This is a genomic window from Chromobacterium sp. HL1, assembly GCF_057418835.1.
Window position 1 is genome coordinate 3,708,457 of record NZ_CP162399.1, and the last position, 15,457, is coordinate 3,723,913.

Here is a 15,457-nt window from a genome sequence, read left to right on the forward strand (position 1 = left end):
GCTTACCTCGAACTGATTTGAACTGAATATGGCCTTACTGCAAATCGCCGAACCCGGCCTCTCCGCCGCCCCTCACCAACACCGCTTGGCGATCGGCATCGATCTGGGCACCACCAATTCCCTGGTGGCCTCGGTGCGCAGCGGATCCGCCGCCGTGCTCAAGGACGAGCACGGCCGCAGCCTGCTGCCCTCGGTGGTGCGCTACGCCGAAGAAGGCGGCGTCAGCGTGGGCTACGACGCCCAGAAAGAGCAGAACAAGGACCCGCACAACACCATCGTCTCGGTGAAGCGCTTCATGGGCCGCGGCCTGGCCGATCTGCCGGACGTCCGCAACCTGCCCTATCGCTTCGTCGACGCGCCCGGCATGCTGCAACTGGTGACCCGCGGCGGCATCAAAAGCCCGGTGGAAATCTCCGCCGACATTCTGCGCACCCTGAAACAGCGCGCCGAAGCCAGCCTGGGCGGCGATCTGACCGGCGCGGTCATCACCGTGCCGGCCTATTTCGACGACGCCCAGCGTCAGGCCACCAAGGACGCCGCGCGTCTGGCCGGCCTGAACGTGCTGCGCCTGCTGAACGAACCCACCGCCGCCGCCATCGCCTACGGGCTGGACAACGGCAGCGAAGGCATATACGTCGTCTACGATCTGGGCGGCGGCACCTTCGACGTATCCATTCTCAAGCTCAGCCGCGGCGTGTTCGAAGTGCTGGCCACCAGCGGCGACTCCGCGCTGGGCGGCGACGACTTCGACCATCGCGTCTACTGCTGGATGCTGGAACAAGCCGGCCTGTCCGGGCTAGGCGCTCAGGATACCCGCTTGCTGCTGACCCGCGCCCGCGAGGCCAAGGAAGCGCTGACCGAGCACGCGGAGACTCAGATCACCGCGCTGCTGTCCGACGGCCAGGCCCTGAACCTGACGCTGGACCAGGACACCTTCCGCGGCATCACCAAGAACCTGGTGGACAAGACTCTGCTGCCGGTGCGCAAGGCGCTGCGCGACGCCGGCGTCGCCGCGGACGAGGTCCATGGCGTGGTGATGGTGGGCGGCGCCACCCGCATGCCCCAGGTGCAAAAAGCCGTCGGCGATTTCTTCCGCCAGGAGCCGCTGACCAATCTGGACCCGGACAAGGTCGTCGCCTTGGGCGCGGCGATCCAGGCCAATGTGCTGGCCGGCAACAAGGGCGAGGACGAGTGGCTGCTGCTGGACGTGATCCCGCTGTCGCTGGGCATCGAGACCATGGGCGGCCTGACCGAGAAGATCATTCCGCGCAACAGCACCATCCCGGTGGCCCGCGCTCAGGACTTCACCACTTTCAAGGACGGCCAGACCGCGATGTCCATCCACGTGCTGCAAGGCGAGCGCGAACTGGTGGCCGATTGCCGTTCGCTGGCCAAGTTCACCTTGAGCGGCATCCCGCCGATGGTGGCCGGCGCGGCGCGCATCCGCATCACCTTCCAGGTGGACGCCGACGGCCTGCTGGAAGTGTCCGCCCGCGAACAGACCAGCGGCGTGGAAGCGCGCATCGAGGTCAAGCCCTCCTACGGCCTGAGCGACGAGGAAATCAGCCGCATGCTGACCGAGTCCATGACCCATGTGCATGAAGACATCGAGGCGCGCAAGCTGCGCGAAGCCGTCGTCGACGCCACCAGCCTCAGCGAGGCCTGTCGCGTTGCGCTCGCCAGCGACGGCGATCTGCTGGACGCCGACGAACGCGCCGCGGTGGAAGAGGCGCTGGCTGCCGTGGACGCGGCCATCGCCGCCGCTCAAATCGCACGCGAGGTCAACGAGGCCTCCGGCCGCCTCAACCGCGCCACCGAAGAATTCGCCTCGCGCCGCATGGATCGCAATATCCGACGCGCGCTCAAAGGCCACAACATTTCCGATTTGTAAGGATCCGCCATGCCGCGAATCATCGTATTGCCCCACGCCGACCTCTGCCCGGAAGGCCTGGTCATCGACAACGCCGAACCCGGCCAGAACATCTGCCAGGTCCTGCTGGATCACGATATCGAGATCGAGCACGCCTGCGAGATGTCCTGTGCCTGCACAACCTGCCATTGCATCGTCCGCGAAGGCGGCGACTCCCTGAACGAAGCCGACGAGCTGGAAGAAGACCTGCTGGACAAGGCCTGGGGACTGGAAGCCCAGTCCCGGCTGTCCTGCCAGGCCATTGTCGCCGATGAGGATTTGGTGATAGACATTCCCCGGTACACCATCAACCACGCCCGCGAACACCACTAGGAACACGCCCTAAAATCCCTGTAGCCGCGTTGCGCCGCCTTGCCGTACCTCATGTACTGTCCGCGGCGGCGCGCCTTGCTACAGCCGCTGCGCTGGATTTTATGAGCGGTTCCCCGCTCAGGAGACAAGAAGATGAAATGGACCGACGTGCTGGACATCGCCATCGAACTGGCGGAAACCCATCCGGAAGTCGACCCCAAGACCGTGCGCTTCGTTGATCTGCACAACTGGGTCGTCGAGCTGCCGGATTTTGACGACGACCACAGCCGCGGCGGCGAACGCGTGCTGGAGGCGATCCAGCAAGCCTGGATCGACGAGGTGGAATAAGCCTCCCCACCCCCCGTTTTAGCAAGGCCGCGTCGCAGGATGCGGCCTTTTTGCCGTCTTGGGCCCAAAACCCGCCGTCTCCGCATAGGAAAAGACGGGCCGATGGCGGTATCATCGGACAAAGGCTGCGACAGCCCGCCGGCAGCCTCCTCTTTCGAAACGGAGCTCCCTGATGTTCACCCTCATCATCGGCAATAAAAACTACTCCTCCTGGTCCCTGCGCCCCTGGCTGGTGCTGAAAATGCTGGACGAACCGTTTGAAGAGCAGCAGATCGATCTCTACCTGTCCGACACCAAGGCCCGCATCCTGGCCGCCAACCCGGCCGGCAAGGTGCCCGTGCTGATAGACCGCAAGCTGCGGATCTGGGATTCGCTGGCCATCTGCGAATACCTGGCCGAATGCTTTCCCGCCGCCAAGCTGTGGCCGGACGACGCGGGACTGCGCGCGGTCGCCCGCTCCATCGTCGCCGAGATCCACTCCGGCTTCTCTGCGCTGCGCGAACACCTGGCGATGAATCTGACGCTGCGCCACATCAATTATCAGAGCACGCCGGCGGTGGAGTTCGACATCGCCCGCATCATCTCGCTGTGGGAAGAGCATCTGCCGCGCCACCAGGCCAACGGCGAATTCATCTTCGGCGGCTTCAGCATCGCCGACGCCTTCTTCGCGCCCATCGCCACCCGCTTCCACACTTATAACGTCAAATTGCCGGAGCAATCGCAGGCTTACGTCGATCGTCTGCTGGCTTTGCCGGCGATGCGGGAGTGGTATGAGGCCGCCCAGGCGGAAGGTCAGCGCGCTTCATAGCGGATAATGTCGCAATTAGAGTGGAAGGACGCGCCATAACTCATTAGAATGGCGCGTTTTTTTATCATTTTTACGCGTAGAAGGATAGTTTCATGACCACCCCGTTCATCATCGGCGTTGCAGGCGGCAGCGGCAGCGGTAAAACCACGGTGACCAATCAAGTGCTGGAAACCATTGGCTCCGAGATGGCGGCAGTGATCATTCAAGACTATTACTACCGCGATCAGAGCCATCTGACCTTCGAACAGCGGCTGGCCACCAACTACGACCACCCGCAAGCCTTCGATTGGCCGCTGCTGATCGAGCACATCGACGATCTGCGCAACGGCCGCGCCATCGAAATGCCGGTCTACGACTTCGCCAACCACACCCGCGCCGAGGAAACCATCACCGTGCAGCCGGCGCCGGTCATCGTCATCGAAGGCCTGTTCCCGCTGTACGACGCCGCGCTGCGCGACATGATGTCCTTGAAGATCTTCGTCGACACCGATTCCGACGTGCGCTTCATCCGTCGTCTCAAGCGCGACATCACCGAACGCGGCCGCACCACCGACAGCGTGATCGAACAATACCTGACCACGGTGCGCCCGATGCACAACCAGTTCATCGAGCCCACCAAGCGCTTCGCCGACGTGATCCTGCCGCACGGCGCCAATGATCCGGCGGTGGACATCATCACCACCAAGGTGGCCAGCCTGATGGTGCACAACTGATTTACCCGGCGGCGTCCGCGCCGCCGTCTTCCGCCCGCTTAGCGGGCCCCAAGCACAGGAGCACTCCATGCACACGATCAAACCGCGCAATCCGCACGCTTGCGCGCCCATCATGAAAAAAGGCGGCGCCCACGGACAAAGCCGCTCCGGACAGCGCCAGGCCGGACGCCAGGCCATGCTGGCCGAACTGGATCTGGATTGGGATCTGGATTGGAACGAAGCGGACGCCTATCCGCCGCAGCCGCAAGCCGCTGCCGACGACGAGCCGGCGGTTTTTGGCGACGTGAATAACAAAGAGCCGCGCAATGCGCGGCTCTTTGTTATTCACGGGGCCCAGCCGGCGTTTAAACGTCGGACTTCAACTGCAGCAAATCCCAGCGATTACCGTACAAGTCCTCGAACACCACCACGGTGCCGTATTCCTCCTCGCGCGGCTGCTCGCTGAAGCTCACGCCCGCCGCCGCCATGCGGCGGTAATCGCGCCAGAAATCGTCGGTATGCAGGAAGAAACCCACGCGGCCGCCGGTCTGGCCGCCCACCGCCGCCTGCTGCCGCGCATTGCTCGCCTTGGCCAGCAGCAGCGCGCACTCGCTCGCTCCCGGCGGCGCCACGCGCACCCAGCGCTTGTCCTCGCCCTGGCGTTCATCCTCCAGCAAGACAAAGCCCAGCTTGTCCACATACCAGGCGATGGCTTCATCGTAATCCGTCACCACCAGGGCGACCGAACCCAAAAACTGTTTCATATCACGCTCCAAACAAAAACGGCGCCCCCGAGGACGCCGTGACGCGTTAGCCGCTCAAGCCCCAAGGGGCCAAGCCGACAGCGCTTACTTGCCGATATGCGGCGCCAGCGTATGCAGCAGCTGCGCCAGCACTTTCGGGTTGGCGGCGACGATGTCGCCGGACTCCAGCCAGCCTTGTTCGCCGGACAAATCGGTGACGATGCCGCCCGCTTCCTGCACGATCAGGCTGCCCGCGGCGATGTCCCAAGGCTTGAGGTTCAGCTCCCAGAAACCTTCCACGCGGCCGCAAGCGACATTGCACAGGTCCAGCGAGGCCGCGCCTTCGCGGCGCACGCCGGCGGTCTTGGCCAGCACATCCTTGAGCATGCCCAGGTATTGGTCGATATAGCTTTGGTCGGACACCGGGAAGCCGGTGGCGATCACACATTCATTCATCATGAAGCGTTTGGACACGCGGATGCGGCGATCGTTGAGGAAGGCGCCGACGCCGCGCGAGGCGGTGAACAGATCGTTGCGGTTGGGGTCGAAGACCACGGCTTGCTGCACCTGGCCCTTATGCGCCAGCGCGATGGAGATCGCGTACTGCGGGTGGCCGTGCAGGAAGTTGGTAGTGCCGTCGATCGGATCGATGATCCACTCGTATTCCGACGAACCGATGCCTTTCGCGCCGGACTCTTCTGCTAGAATCGCGTGCTTGGGATAAGCTTCCAGAATGGAAGCGATGATGGACTCTTCCGCGGCGCGGTCCACTTCGGTCACGAAGTCATTGTGTTTCTTGCGCTCTACGCGCACCGCGTCGAGATTCAGCGACGCGCGCTGGATGACACTGCCGGCGCGGCGAGCGGCTTTCACCGCGACATTGAGCATCGGATGCATTGACGGCCTCTACACTTTCAACCATGACAGACGTCCGCCACATGACGCGACGTCTGCTAGTAACAATCTGGGTTAAGGAACAAGAAAAACCCGGCGCAATCGGGCAAGGCGACACGCCTGCCCAATCCGGCAAACGCTGGCCTTGCGCGCAAAACGGCGCGCGGGCTTTTCGATAAGCCGGCTATTTTAATGTGAAACTGCTGATGAATAAACCCCAAGTACCTGATTTTCTGAAAAACATTCGCATCGTGTTGGCCCGCCCCAACCATCCGGGCAATATCGGCTCCGCCGCCCGGGCGATGAAAACCATGGGCCTGAGCCGGCTGTATCTGGTTGAACCCAAAGTGTTTCCCAGCGACGAGGCCAATACGCTGGCCTCCGGCGCGGTGGATCTTCTGGAGCAGGCCACCGTGGTGTCCAGCCTGGCCGAGGCCTTGCAAGACGTCACCATCGCCTGCGCGCTGACCAGCCGCCGTCGCGAGCTGACCACCCCGCTGTCCACCCCGCGCCAGACCACGCCGGAACTGGTGGCGCGCGCCCGCGCCGGCGAACAGGTGGCCCTGGTGTTCGGCAACGAGACCTTCGGCCTGTCCATTGAAGAAGTCGAACAATGCAACCGCCTGGTGACCATCCCCGGCAACCCGGACTACTTCTCGCTGAATCTGGCGATGGCGGTGCAGGTGATGACTTACGAATTGTTCAGCCACACCGGCGTGGACGTCGACTATCTGCGCGCCGACAGCGACGCGGCGGCGCTGGGCGAGGTGGAGGGCTTCTGCGGCCACCTGGAACAGACCATGGACAAGATAGGCTATTTCCGCCGCCGCAACAGCGAACGGATGATGCGCCGGATGCGCACCCTGTTCAACCGCGCCGGCCTGCTGCGCGAGGAAATCGACATCCTGCGCGGCTTCCTCAAACAGGTGCAGCGCGCCGCCGACGGCGAAGTCCGCCGCGACGCGCCCGGACAGGATGGCGAATAAGCCGCTATTCACCCTGCCCTACGCGCACCCGGCGGTGCGCGATCTGGCTTTTCTGCTCTCCGCGCCCTCGCCCTGGCGCAGCGGCGCGGACATCCCGCCGCAGCGGCTGCTGGGGGCCGACGGCCCGGCCTTGCTGCAAACGCTGGACGCCGATCCTGCCGAACTTCAGCACTGGCTGGCGCGCCAGCCCACCCGCCGTCTGGGCCATTACGCGGAACGGCTGCTGTCCTTCTGGTTCCGGCTGGCGCCGCACATCGAACTGGTGGCCAGCAATCTGCCGGTGCGCGCGCCGGACGGCCGCACCGTCGGCGAGTTCGACTTCCTGCTGCGCCTAGACGGCCAACCGCTGCATCTGGAAGCCGCCAGCAAGTTCTATCTGCAACTGGGCCGCAGCGCGGACACCTTGACCGGCCCCAGCCTGCGCGACGCCTGGGCGCTGAAAGCCCATAAACTGCAAACCCAGCTGCGCCTGTCCCGCCACCCGGCGGCGCAAGCGACGCTGCCGGCGGGCTTTGAGGGCTGCGCGGTCGGCGCCCGGCTCAGCGGCTGGCTGTTCCACGCCCGCGACACCGCGCCGGAAGCGCCGCCCGGCGCCCAGCCGCTGTACGGGCAATACTGGCCGCTGCGCGGCGACTGGCCGGCGTTGAATGCGGATTCGCGCTGGGCCTGGCTGCCCAGGCTCAGTTGGCTGGCGCCGGCGCGCCGCTCGCGGGAACACACCGCCGACGCGGCGGAACTGCGCGCGCGCCTGGAACAGGCCGAGGCGCCGCAGCTGCTGGCCGAACTGCAGCCCGGCCCCGACGGCGACTGGCATGAAGTGGCCCGCGGCTTCGCCGTGCCGCCGGGCTGGCCTCAGGAAGCGCCGCTGTCGCGGCTGCTGCTGCAAATCGCGGACTGCGCGCCGGCCCCATGAAAAAAGGCAAGCCCGAGGGCTTGCCTTGCGTTTTCCATCTGTCCGCCCGCGCGGCGGAATCAATGTCCGTTGGCGTGAGCGCAGCCGGAAATCAGCGCCTTCAATTCGTCCACCATCACCAGTTGGATGTGCTTGTGATCGACGGTGATCCAGCCTTGCTGCTGGAACTTGGACAGCGTGCGGCTGACGGTTTCCAGCTTCAGGCCGAGGAAGCTGCCGATTTCCTCGCGGCTCATGCGCAGGATGAAGTCGTTGGCGGCGAAGCCGCGGGTGGACAGACGCTGCGACAGATTGAGCAGGAAGGCGGCCAGGCGCTCTTCCGCCTTCATGTTGCCCAATAACAACATTACATTCTGATCGCGAACGATCTCGCGGCTCATCAGACGGTAGAAATGGTGCTGCAGGGTGGGAATTTCGCGGCCCAGGCTCTCCATGCGGCTGAACGGCAGCTCGCACACCTCGCTGTCCTCCAGCGCGATGGCGTCGCAGCCGTGCACATTGGCGGAAATGCCGTCCAGGCCCATCAGTTCGCCGGACATATGGAAGCCGGTGACCTGCTCGCGGCCGTCCTGGCTGGCGACGCTGGTCTTGAAGAAGCCGGTGCGCACCGCGAACAGCGAACGGAAGCCTTCGCCGCTGCGGAACAAGTACTCGCCGCGCTTCAAACGGCGGCTTTGGCGGATCACCGCGTCGAGCTGGGTCAGCTCCTCGCGGTTAAGCCCCACAGGTAGACAAAGTTCCTTCAGGCTGCAGTTGGAGCAGGAGACCTTCAGGTTATGCAAAGAGATATGGTTCTGATCGGACATGGCATGTTTAGTACAAGCTTGCGATGAAGCTTGACCCTTATCAAAGCGAAATTCGCAGGATTTCCGCAAATTTACCAGTCCACCAGAGGTTTTGCCATCCAAATACGACATGAAGACCACCCACCCATTTTCTCCTGCCCATTTTGAATTCGACCGCGCGCTGATTGAGCGCCTCGACGGGACAGGTCCTAGATATACGTCATACCCGACAGCGGATCGCTTTACGCCGGGTTTTGCCGAAAGAGACTACATCCACTGGCTACGGCAGCGCAGCATCGGCGCCAACCGGAAACCTTTATCATTGTACGCTCATATACCTTTTTGCAACACTATCTGCTACTACTGCGGTTGCAACAAGATCATCACCAAGGACAGCGGCAAAGCGGACTTGTACCTGGACTACCTGGAGAAGGAGGTCCGCATGATCGCCTCCTGTCTGGGCCGCCGCGAGCAAGTGATACAGCTGCATTTCGGCGGCGGCACCCCCACTTTCTTGTCCGACGCGCAACTGGAACGATTGATGACCTTGCTCAAGACTCATTTCGAGTTCTTGAAGGAGGGGGAGTATTCCATAGAAATAGACCCGCGCAAAGTCAGCGCGGCGACAATCTTCAAACTGGCCGAACTCGGCTTCAACCGCATCAGCGTCGGGATTCAGGACTTTGAACCGGCGGTGCAGCAGGCGGTGAACCGGGTGCAGTCCGAAGAGGAAACGCTGGAGGTGATCCAGGCCGCGCGCGACGCCGGCTTCAAGTCCGTCAGCGTCGACCTGATCTACGGCCTGCCGCTGCAGACCCGGGAATCGGTGCGCCGCACGCTGGACAAGGTGATCGCCATCGGGCCGGACCGGCTGGCGCTGTACAACTACGCCCACCTGCCCACCGTGTTCATGCCGCAGCGGCGCATCAACGAGGCCGATCTGCCCTCGCCGGAAACCAAGCTGGACATCCTGCAGGACTCGGTGCAGCGCCTGGCCGACGCCGGCTATGTCTTCATCGGCATGGATCACTTCGCCAAGCCGGACGACGAACTGGCCTCCGCCCTGCGCCAGGGCCGGCTGCAACGCAATTTCCAGGGTTACTCCACCCATGCGGACTGCGACATGATCGGTCTTGGCGTGTCCTCCATCGGCAAGGTCGGCCCCTGTTACAGCCAGAGCGCCAAGGACTTGGACAGTTATTACGCGGCGCTGGACAGCGGCCATCTGCCGGTGTTGCGCGGGCTGACGCTGGACAATGACGACATCCTGCGCCGCAGCATCATCCAGGGCCTGATGTGTCGCTTCTCGCTGTCGGTGGAGGCGCTGGAAGAGATCCACGGCATCAACTTCGCCGAGTACTTCGCCGAAGAACTGCCGCAGATCCGCGAATACCAGCAACTGGGCCTGCTGTCCTTCGACGGCGACTTCATCATGGTGGAGCCCAAGGGCCGCTTCCTGATCCGCAATATCGCGATGATCTTCGACCGCCACCTGCGGGAGCGCCGCACCCAGGCGCGCTACTCCAAGACCATTTGAACGGGGCTAGCAACAAAACAGCCCGCGTCTGGACGCGGGCTGTTTATCGTTGGAGCCGGACGCGGCTTACCAGATGTCTTTTTCTACCTTGGCGGCCAGTTCCGGGTAATCCGCCACCTTGAACACCGGGGTGGACTCGCCCCGCTTCAGCTGACGCTCGTAATCCTTCAGCACAATGAAGAAATAACGCGACAGCAGCACGATGGCCACCAGATTGATCAGCGCCATCAGGCCCATGGCAAAGTCAGCCATATCCCACACCAGCGGCAGGCTGGCCACCGCGCCGAACATCACCATCGCCAGCACGATCAGACGGAAGGCCAGCAAGATCCCCTTATTGCTGCGGATGAATTCGACATTGCCCTCGGCGTAAGCGTAATTGCCGATGATGGTGGAAAAGGCGAACAGGAACATCGCCACCGCCAGGAAGGACGCGCCTATCGGGCCGAACTGCGATTCGATCGCCTTCTGCGTCAGCGCCACGCCGCTCAAACCCTGGTCATACACGCCGGACAACAGAATGATGGCGGCGGTGGCGGTACAGATCACCATGGTGTCGATGAAGACGCCGAACATCTGGATCGCGCCCTGGCTCGCCGGGTGACGCGAAGTCGCCGTCGCCGCCGCGTTGGGGGCGGAGCCCATGCCCGCCTCATTGGAGAACAGGCCGCGCTTGATGCCCAGCATCATCGCCTGGCTCACCGCATAGCCGGCGAAGCCGCCCGCCGCCTGCTCCAGACCGAAGGCGCTCTTGACGATCAACACGATCAAACCCGGCAGCTCGGCCGCGTGCGCCGCCAAGACATAGAAGGTCATCAGCAGATAAATGGCCGCCATCACCGGCACCAGCCACTCGGCCACCCGCGCCACCGAGCGCACGCCGCCAAAAATGATGGGGGCGGTCATCACCACCAGGGCGATGCCCACCATATAGCGGTTCCAGCCCCAGGCGCCCTCGGTGGCCGCCACGATGGAGTTGGCCTGCACCGCGTTGAACACCAGGCCGAAGGCCAGGATCAGACACAGGGCGAAGATCACGCCCAGCCAGCGTTGCCCCAGGCCTTTCTGGATGTAGTAGGCCGGGCCGCCGCGGAAGGTGTCGTCATGGTGATTGGTCTTGAACAGCTGCGCCAAAGTCGATTCGGCGAAAGCGCTGGCCATGCCCAGCATGGCGGTCAGCCACATCCAGAACACCGCGCCGGGGCCGCCGGCGGCAATGGCGATGGCCACGCCGGCGATATTGCCGGTGCCCACCCGGCTGGCGAGGCCGGTGGCGAAAGCCTGGAACGGCGAAATATCGTCCTTACTGCGATGGCCGCCGCGGCCGCCCATCATTTCGCGCCAGCCGCGCGCGAACAGCCTCAGCTGCAACAGGCCGGAACGCAACGAGAAATACAAGCCGACGGCCAGCAACAGGCCGATCAGCATCTTGCCCCAAATCACATCATTGGCGGCATTGATAAACGAATGAAGCAAGTCCATGGATCCTCTTAAAGCTCTGAGCGTGGCAATCTGGAAATGGGCGACGCGCGCCGGAAGGATTTCAGACTGGAAGATTGACCCCGTCCCGATCTTGGCGCCGGGCTCGAGGGTTGCGGTCTTGACGAGACAGCTCCCCGCAGCCGTCAGGCCGCCTGCTTCGGGACACCGCTTCGTCAGACTGTTTTGATGCGAAACCCGGCGAATTTAGCAAAATAGAGTGATTGCTGGCAATGCCGGACGCCATCGGCCAAAGCCGCGCCAGCCGGCTTTCCGTCGCGCCCGGACACGCCTTTGTCATTGATCCTATCCAGAGAGCGGCCTATTTATCCAAGCACAAAACAATCAAAAGTCATTTTTGATGACTTAAGCATTATGGCCGGTTGCCTGCATACGCCAGACAAGGCAAAGCTCATGCTCCCGCCCGCAATGAACTGATACGCGGCGCTTCAGCCCAGCCATCGCATTTCATGCGGCAATCGCAGTCCGTGAAAATTGCCTATTCTGGAACTGGCGCGGTAGACGTTCACATTGCGGGCGTCGCCGCCACAGTCAGGAGCGAAATCATGACAACGCCCGTGGTAAGGCTGATGCAGCGCTTGAGCTACCCCAGCCGCTTTGCGCTGATCGGCGCGGTCTTTGCCGTCGCCTTACTCTATATGGTGTACGGTCTGTATCGAACCAATCAGGACAATATCGACTTTTCGCAAAAAGAAAGAGTCGGCGTGTCCTACATCCAGCCGCTGCATCACCTGCTGGGCGCGCTGGAACAAGCTCAGGATCTGGCCGTGCGAGCGGCGCAGGGCGAGGCCGCCGCCAAGGCGGCGCTGCCGGCGGCGCAGGCGCAGTTGGAGCAAGGCTGGAACCGGCTGCAAAGCGCCCATGAACAATACGGCGCCATCCTGCAAACCGACGAGGCCTGGAAAACCGCCAGCGCCGCGCGAGGCACGCTGTCGCGGATAGGCGCGGCGCCGCCGCCGCAAGTGATCGCCAGCTTCGACAGCACAGCGGACAAACTCAACGCCCTGCTCGGTGCCGCCAGCGACAACTCCAATCTGACGCTGGACCCGGACATCGACAGCTATTACCTGATGGACGCCGCCACCGCCAAGCTGCCCTCGCTGAGCAACTACATCGGCGAAGCGCTGGCCTGGGCCGCCAAACCGGAAGCCGGCCAGGCGCTGACGCCGGCGGAACGCGACCGCCTGGTGGAACTGCGCCCGCTGATCAACGGCGCGCTGGACGGCTTGAATGGCGATCTGGCCAAGGCGCTGGCCTACAATCCGGCGCTGAAGACCGCGCTGAACGCCGAATCCCAGGCCTTGGCCGCGTTTCATCAAGGCCAGGGCGCGGCCATAGACAAGGCCATCGCAGGCCAAACCGGCGCGGCCTTGGCGGTGAGCGGCATGGCGGCGAAAAACGCCGAGATCGGCGCCCGCTTCGGCGACGTGACGCTGAACAATCTGGACACGCTGCTGCAAGCCCGCATCGAACGGATGCAGGCCCAGCGCAATTTCTACATCGGCATCGGCCTGGCCGCCATGCTGCTGGCCAGCTTCCTGTTCCACCAGCTCTATCTGTCCATCACCCTGCAACTGGGCGGCGAGCCTTTCTACGTTCAAAGCGTGGTCGAGCAATTGGCCGCCGGCCAGCTGGGCACCCGCATCCAGTTGCGCGAACAGGACCGTAGCAGCTTGCTCGCCTCCATCGGCCAGATGCGCGACCAATTGCGCGACACCGTGACCCAGTTGCTGGACACCTCGCGCGAAGTCAATTCGGCCGCCGACCAGATGGCGCAAAGCGCCCAGAACGTGTCCCACAGCAGCACCAAGCAAACTCAGGCGGCGGCCAGCATGGCGGCGGCGATCGAACAGTTGAGCACCAGCCTGATGGTCAGCGCCGAGCAATCGGAACAAGCCAATCAACTCTCGCGCGCCGCGGTCAGCCAATCCAGCGAGGGCAACGCCATCATCCACGACGCCAGCGCCAGCATGGACAGCATCGTGCGCGACGTGTCCTCGGCCTCGGAAACCATAGGCGCGCTGGGCCAGCAATCGGAGTCCATCGCCAGCATCGTCGATGTGATCCGCGATGTCGCCGACCAAACCAATCTGCTGGCGCTGAACGCCGCCATTGAAGCCGCGCGCGCCGGCGAACAAGGCCGCGGCTTCGCCGTGGTGGCCGACGAGGTGCGCAAGCTGGCGGAACGCACCGCGCAATCCACCACCGAGATCAGCACCATCGTCTCCGACATCCAGCGCACCTCGCAGCAGGCCATCGCCAATATGCAAACCGGCATGAGCGCCATCATGCAAGGCCAGGAAAACACCCGCAACGCCGGCGCCAGCATCGCCTCCATCCGCCAATGCGTGGACCAGGTGCTGGACAGCATCCATCAAATCACTCAGGGGCTGAAGGAACAGAGCAGCGCCAGCCAGTCCCTGGCTCAAAACGTGGAGAGCGTGGCGCGGATGTCGGAAACCAACGCCAGCGCCGTCGAAGCCAGCGCGCAGACCGCCGGCGAACTGCAGTCGGTGTCGCAGCGGCTGGGGCAGCTCGCCGGCCGCTTCAGCGTCTAGGCCGCGATGCGGCGCCTGCTGTGGCTGGGGATTGCGGCGCTGGCCCCGGCGCCGGCCGCGGCGGCCGGGCTGACCATACTGGTCAGCCCTCAGCCCCCCATCATCGAAGTGTCAGCCGATCAGCAACGCGTCTCCGGCGCCGCCATCGACCTGATGCGCGCGCTGTCGCAACGCGCCGGCCTGCCGTTCAAGTTCGCGCCCTACCCCACCGCCCGCGCGGTGCTGCTGGTCCGGCACACCCCGGACACCTGCCTGACCGCCGCCCGCTTTCCCGAACGCGAGGCGCTGTTCCGCTGGAGCGAGCCCATCATCCGCCTGCGACTGGTGCTGCTGGCGCGTCAAGACGAGACCCGCCGCTTCGGCAAGGCGGAGCAGGCCCGGCAATTCCACATCGGCGCCGTGCGCGGCACCGCCGTGGCCAGCCGGCTAAGACAACAGGGCTGGGCGCTGGACGAAAGCGCGGACTTGGAAACCAGCCTGCGCAAACTGCAGTTGGGGCGCATCGACTTGCTGGCCACGCTGGATGTGGGCATACAGGGCATGGCCGACAAAATGAAAATGGCGACGCCGCGCGTCGCCCTGGTGGTGAATGAGACGGACATCTATTTCGCCTGCCATCCTCAGTTGAGCGACGACGCCATGCAACGGCTGAACCACGCCATCCTGACGATGAAGGCGGACGGGAGCTTCAAGGCTTTCAATCTGAAATAGGCCGCAGCAAATCCAAGCGATCCGTGCAGACGCTGTCCACGCCCCAGGCCAGCAAGCGCTCGGCGTCGGCCGGCCGGTTCACCGTGTAGCACAGCAATTGAAAGCCGGCTCGCTTGATCTCGGCGCTCAGCTCAGCGCTCAAGCTCTGGTGATCACAGTGCAGCGCAATACAAGCCAGCTCGCGCAAACGCGCCTCCCAGTCCGCCGGCACCTGCTCCACCAGCCAGGCGCGCGGCAGACGCGGCGCGGCGTCGCGCGCGGCGCGCAGCGCCTCGTCGGAAAAAGACGACAGCAAGGGCGGCTGCGCGGCGCCGGCCCATAGCCGCGCGGCTTCCGCCGCCACCGCCGCTCCGGTGTCCGCCTCCCGTCCCGGGCAGGGTTTGATCTCGATATTCAAGGCGATGCCGTGCGCAAGGCAATAAGCGGCGACATTGTCCAGCGTCGGCATCGGCTCGCCGGCAAAAGCCGCGCCCTTCCAGCCGCCGGCGTCCAGCCGCGCCAATTGCGCCATGCTCATCGCCGCCGCCGCGCCTCGGCCGTTGCTGGTGCGCTCCACCGTGTCGTCGTGCAGCAAGAAGCAGACATCGTCGGCGGACAGCTTCACATCGCATTCCACGCCGCGGTAGCCGTAGCGCAAGCCTTCGCGAAATCCCGCCAGGGTGTTCTCCGGCGCCAGGACGCCGCCGCCGCGATGGGCGATGAAGCGGGGATAAGGCCATTGCCGGCCGGACGTGGACTGGGACATGGGCGCTTCCTTGCGG

General features: G+C 64.0%; 16 protein-coding genes. 10 read left to right on the top strand and 6 right to left on the bottom strand.

Translation table 11 applies throughout. The features are described 5' to 3' along the window. The first annotated feature begins 28 nt into the window (after nucleotides 1-28). From hscA to udk, 5 genes are all read left to right on the top strand, one after another. Entirely contained in the window at nucleotides 29-1,891 is a 1,863-nt protein-coding gene (gene hscA, locus AB1Z25_RS16885; RefSeq protein ID WP_486635745.1) for a Fe-S protein assembly chaperone HscA, read from the top strand. A 9-nt stretch (nucleotides 1,892-1,900) separates the two neighbouring features. Further along, on the top strand, nucleotides 1,901-2,242 hold the full coding sequence (gene fdx, locus AB1Z25_RS16890) for an ISC system 2Fe-2S type ferredoxin (RefSeq protein ID WP_107800350.1): 342 nt from the start codon (nucleotides 1,901-1,903) through the stop codon (nucleotides 2,240-2,242). 132 nt (nucleotides 2,243-2,374) lie between these two features. Next, nucleotides 2,375-2,569: a Fe-S cluster assembly protein IscX gene (gene iscX / locus AB1Z25_RS16895; RefSeq protein WP_107800351.1), complete on the top strand. Its 195-nt coding sequence runs from the start codon at nucleotides 2,375-2,377 to the stop codon at nucleotides 2,567-2,569. Nucleotides 2,570-2,741: 172 nt separating this feature from the next. Further along, a complete protein-coding gene (locus tag AB1Z25_RS16900) occupies nucleotides 2,742-3,377 on the top strand; it encodes a glutathione S-transferase family protein (RefSeq protein ID WP_107800352.1) in 636 nt (211 codons plus the stop codon). Between the two features lie 92 nt (nucleotides 3,378-3,469). After that, nucleotides 3,470-4,090 (top strand): uridine kinase, encoded by a 621-nt coding sequence (udk, locus tag AB1Z25_RS16905; protein WP_048413454.1) that lies wholly within the window; start codon nucleotides 3,470-3,472, stop codon nucleotides 4,088-4,090. A gap of 1 nt (nucleotide 4,091) precedes the next feature. Here the strand turns inward: udk and AB1Z25_RS16910 are convergent, their stop codons facing one another. From AB1Z25_RS16910 to AB1Z25_RS16920, 3 genes are all read right to left on the bottom strand, one after another. Continuing rightward, the gene (locus tag AB1Z25_RS16910) at nucleotides 4,092-4,418 is read right to left on the bottom strand and encodes a hypothetical protein (protein ID WP_253314523.1); all 327 of its coding nucleotides are present in this window, start codon (nucleotides 4,416-4,418) and stop codon (nucleotides 4,092-4,094) included. Nucleotides 4,419-4,434: 16 nt separating this feature from the next. Beyond that, nucleotides 4,435-4,833, bottom strand: coding sequence for a VOC family protein (locus AB1Z25_RS16915; RefSeq protein WP_107800353.1), 399 nt, complete (start codon nucleotides 4,831-4,833; stop codon nucleotides 4,435-4,437). Between the two features lie 84 nt (nucleotides 4,834-4,917). After that, nucleotides 4,918-5,709: an inositol monophosphatase family protein gene (locus AB1Z25_RS16920; RefSeq protein WP_048411783.1), complete on the bottom strand. Its 792-nt coding sequence runs from the start codon at nucleotides 5,707-5,709 to the stop codon at nucleotides 4,918-4,920. A 203-nt stretch (nucleotides 5,710-5,912) separates the two neighbouring features. Between AB1Z25_RS16920 and AB1Z25_RS16925 the strand changes: the two genes are divergently transcribed. Both AB1Z25_RS16925 and AB1Z25_RS16930 read left to right on the top strand, forming a co-directional pair. Further along, a complete protein-coding gene (locus AB1Z25_RS16925) occupies nucleotides 5,913-6,692 on the top strand; it encodes an RNA methyltransferase (protein WP_107800354.1) in 780 nt (259 codons plus the stop codon). After that, entirely contained in the window at nucleotides 6,682-7,605 is a 924-nt protein-coding gene (locus tag AB1Z25_RS16930; RefSeq protein WP_486635746.1) for a DUF1853 family protein, read from the top strand. Before AB1Z25_RS16925 ends, AB1Z25_RS16930 begins: the two co-directional genes overlap by 11 nt. Nucleotides 7,606-7,664: 59 nt before the next feature. On the opposite strand, the gene fnr is transcribed toward AB1Z25_RS16930, so the two are convergent. Then, nucleotides 7,665-8,411 carry a fumarate/nitrate reduction transcriptional regulator Fnr gene (gene fnr, locus AB1Z25_RS16935; protein WP_043590811.1) on the bottom strand — a complete coding sequence of 249 codons (747 nt, stop codon included), beginning with the start codon at nucleotides 8,409-8,411 and terminating at the stop codon, nucleotides 7,665-7,667. A gap of 109 nt (nucleotides 8,412-8,520) precedes the next feature. On the opposite strand from fnr, the gene hemN reads away from it, so the two are divergent. Next, nucleotides 8,521-9,927, top strand: a complete 1,407-nt coding sequence (hemN, locus tag AB1Z25_RS16940; protein ID WP_107800356.1) for an oxygen-independent coproporphyrinogen III oxidase — start codon at nucleotides 8,521-8,523, stop codon at nucleotides 9,925-9,927. 66 nt (nucleotides 9,928-9,993) lie between these two features. Here hemN and AB1Z25_RS16945 read toward each other — a convergent pair whose 3' ends face one another. Further along, on the bottom strand, nucleotides 9,994-11,409 hold the full coding sequence (locus AB1Z25_RS16945) for an alanine/glycine:cation symporter family protein (RefSeq protein ID WP_107800357.1): 1,416 nt from the start codon (nucleotides 11,407-11,409) through the stop codon (nucleotides 9,994-9,996). A 563-nt stretch (nucleotides 11,410-11,972) separates the two neighbouring features. On the opposite strand from AB1Z25_RS16945, the gene AB1Z25_RS16950 reads away from it, so the two are divergent. Together AB1Z25_RS16950 and AB1Z25_RS16955 are read left to right on the top strand one after the other, a co-directional pair. After that, nucleotides 11,973-13,985 (top strand): methyl-accepting chemotaxis protein, encoded by a 2,013-nt coding sequence (locus tag AB1Z25_RS16950; protein ID WP_227104704.1) that lies wholly within the window; start codon nucleotides 11,973-11,975, stop codon nucleotides 13,983-13,985. A 6-nt stretch (nucleotides 13,986-13,991) separates the two neighbouring features. Next, the gene (locus tag AB1Z25_RS16955) at nucleotides 13,992-14,696 is read left to right on the top strand and encodes a substrate-binding periplasmic protein (RefSeq protein ID WP_107800359.1); all 705 of its coding nucleotides are present in this window, start codon (nucleotides 13,992-13,994) and stop codon (nucleotides 14,694-14,696) included. On the opposite strand, the gene ugpQ is transcribed toward AB1Z25_RS16955, so the two are convergent. Further along, nucleotides 14,683-15,441, bottom strand: a complete 759-nt coding sequence (gene ugpQ, locus AB1Z25_RS16960) for a glycerophosphodiester phosphodiesterase (protein ID WP_486635747.1) — start codon at nucleotides 15,439-15,441, stop codon at nucleotides 14,683-14,685. The genes AB1Z25_RS16955 and ugpQ overlap by 14 nt on opposite strands. Nucleotides 15,442-15,457 lie beyond the last annotated feature (16 nt).

Bases quoted from the DNA above. Each gene is read 5' to 3' on its own strand.
- hscA (WP_486635745.1), top strand. From the start codon at position 29: ATGGCCTTACTGCAAATCGCCGAACCCGGCCTCTCCGCCGCCCCTCAC.
- fdx (WP_107800350.1), top strand. From the start codon at position 1,901: ATGCCGCGAATCATCGTATTGCCCCACGCCGACCTCTGCCCGGAAGGC.
- iscX (WP_107800351.1), top strand. From the start codon at position 2,375: ATGAAATGGACCGACGTGCTGGACATCGCCATCGAACTGGCGGAAACC.
- AB1Z25_RS16900 (WP_107800352.1), top strand. From the start codon at position 2,742: ATGTTCACCCTCATCATCGGCAATAAAAACTACTCCTCCTGGTCCCTG.
- udk (WP_048413454.1), top strand. From the start codon at position 3,470: ATGACCACCCCGTTCATCATCGGCGTTGCAGGCGGCAGCGGCAGCGGT.
- AB1Z25_RS16915 (WP_107800353.1), bottom strand. From the start codon at position 4,833: ATGAAACAGTTTTTGGGTTCGGTCGCCCTGGTGGTGACGGATTACGAT.
- AB1Z25_RS16920 (WP_048411783.1), bottom strand. From the start codon at position 5,709: ATGCATCCGATGCTCAATGTCGCGGTGAAAGCCGCTCGCCGCGCCGGC.
- AB1Z25_RS16925 (WP_107800354.1), top strand. From the start codon at position 5,913: ATGAATAAACCCCAAGTACCTGATTTTCTGAAAAACATTCGCATCGTG.
- AB1Z25_RS16930 (WP_486635746.1), top strand. From the start codon at position 6,682: ATGGCGAATAAGCCGCTATTCACCCTGCCCTACGCGCACCCGGCGGTG.
- fnr (WP_043590811.1), bottom strand. From the start codon at position 8,411: ATGTCCGATCAGAACCATATCTCTTTGCATAACCTGAAGGTCTCCTGC.
- hemN (WP_107800356.1), top strand. From the start codon at position 8,521: ATGAAGACCACCCACCCATTTTCTCCTGCCCATTTTGAATTCGACCGC.
- AB1Z25_RS16945 (WP_107800357.1), bottom strand. From the start codon at position 11,409: ATGGACTTGCTTCATTCGTTTATCAATGCCGCCAATGATGTGATTTGG.
- AB1Z25_RS16950 (WP_227104704.1), top strand. From the start codon at position 11,973: ATGACAACGCCCGTGGTAAGGCTGATGCAGCGCTTGAGCTACCCCAGC.
- AB1Z25_RS16955 (WP_107800359.1), top strand. From the start codon at position 13,992: ATGCGGCGCCTGCTGTGGCTGGGGATTGCGGCGCTGGCCCCGGCGCCG.
- ugpQ (WP_486635747.1), bottom strand. From the start codon at position 15,441: ATGTCCCAGTCCACGTCCGGCCGGCAATGGCCTTATCCCCGCTTCATC.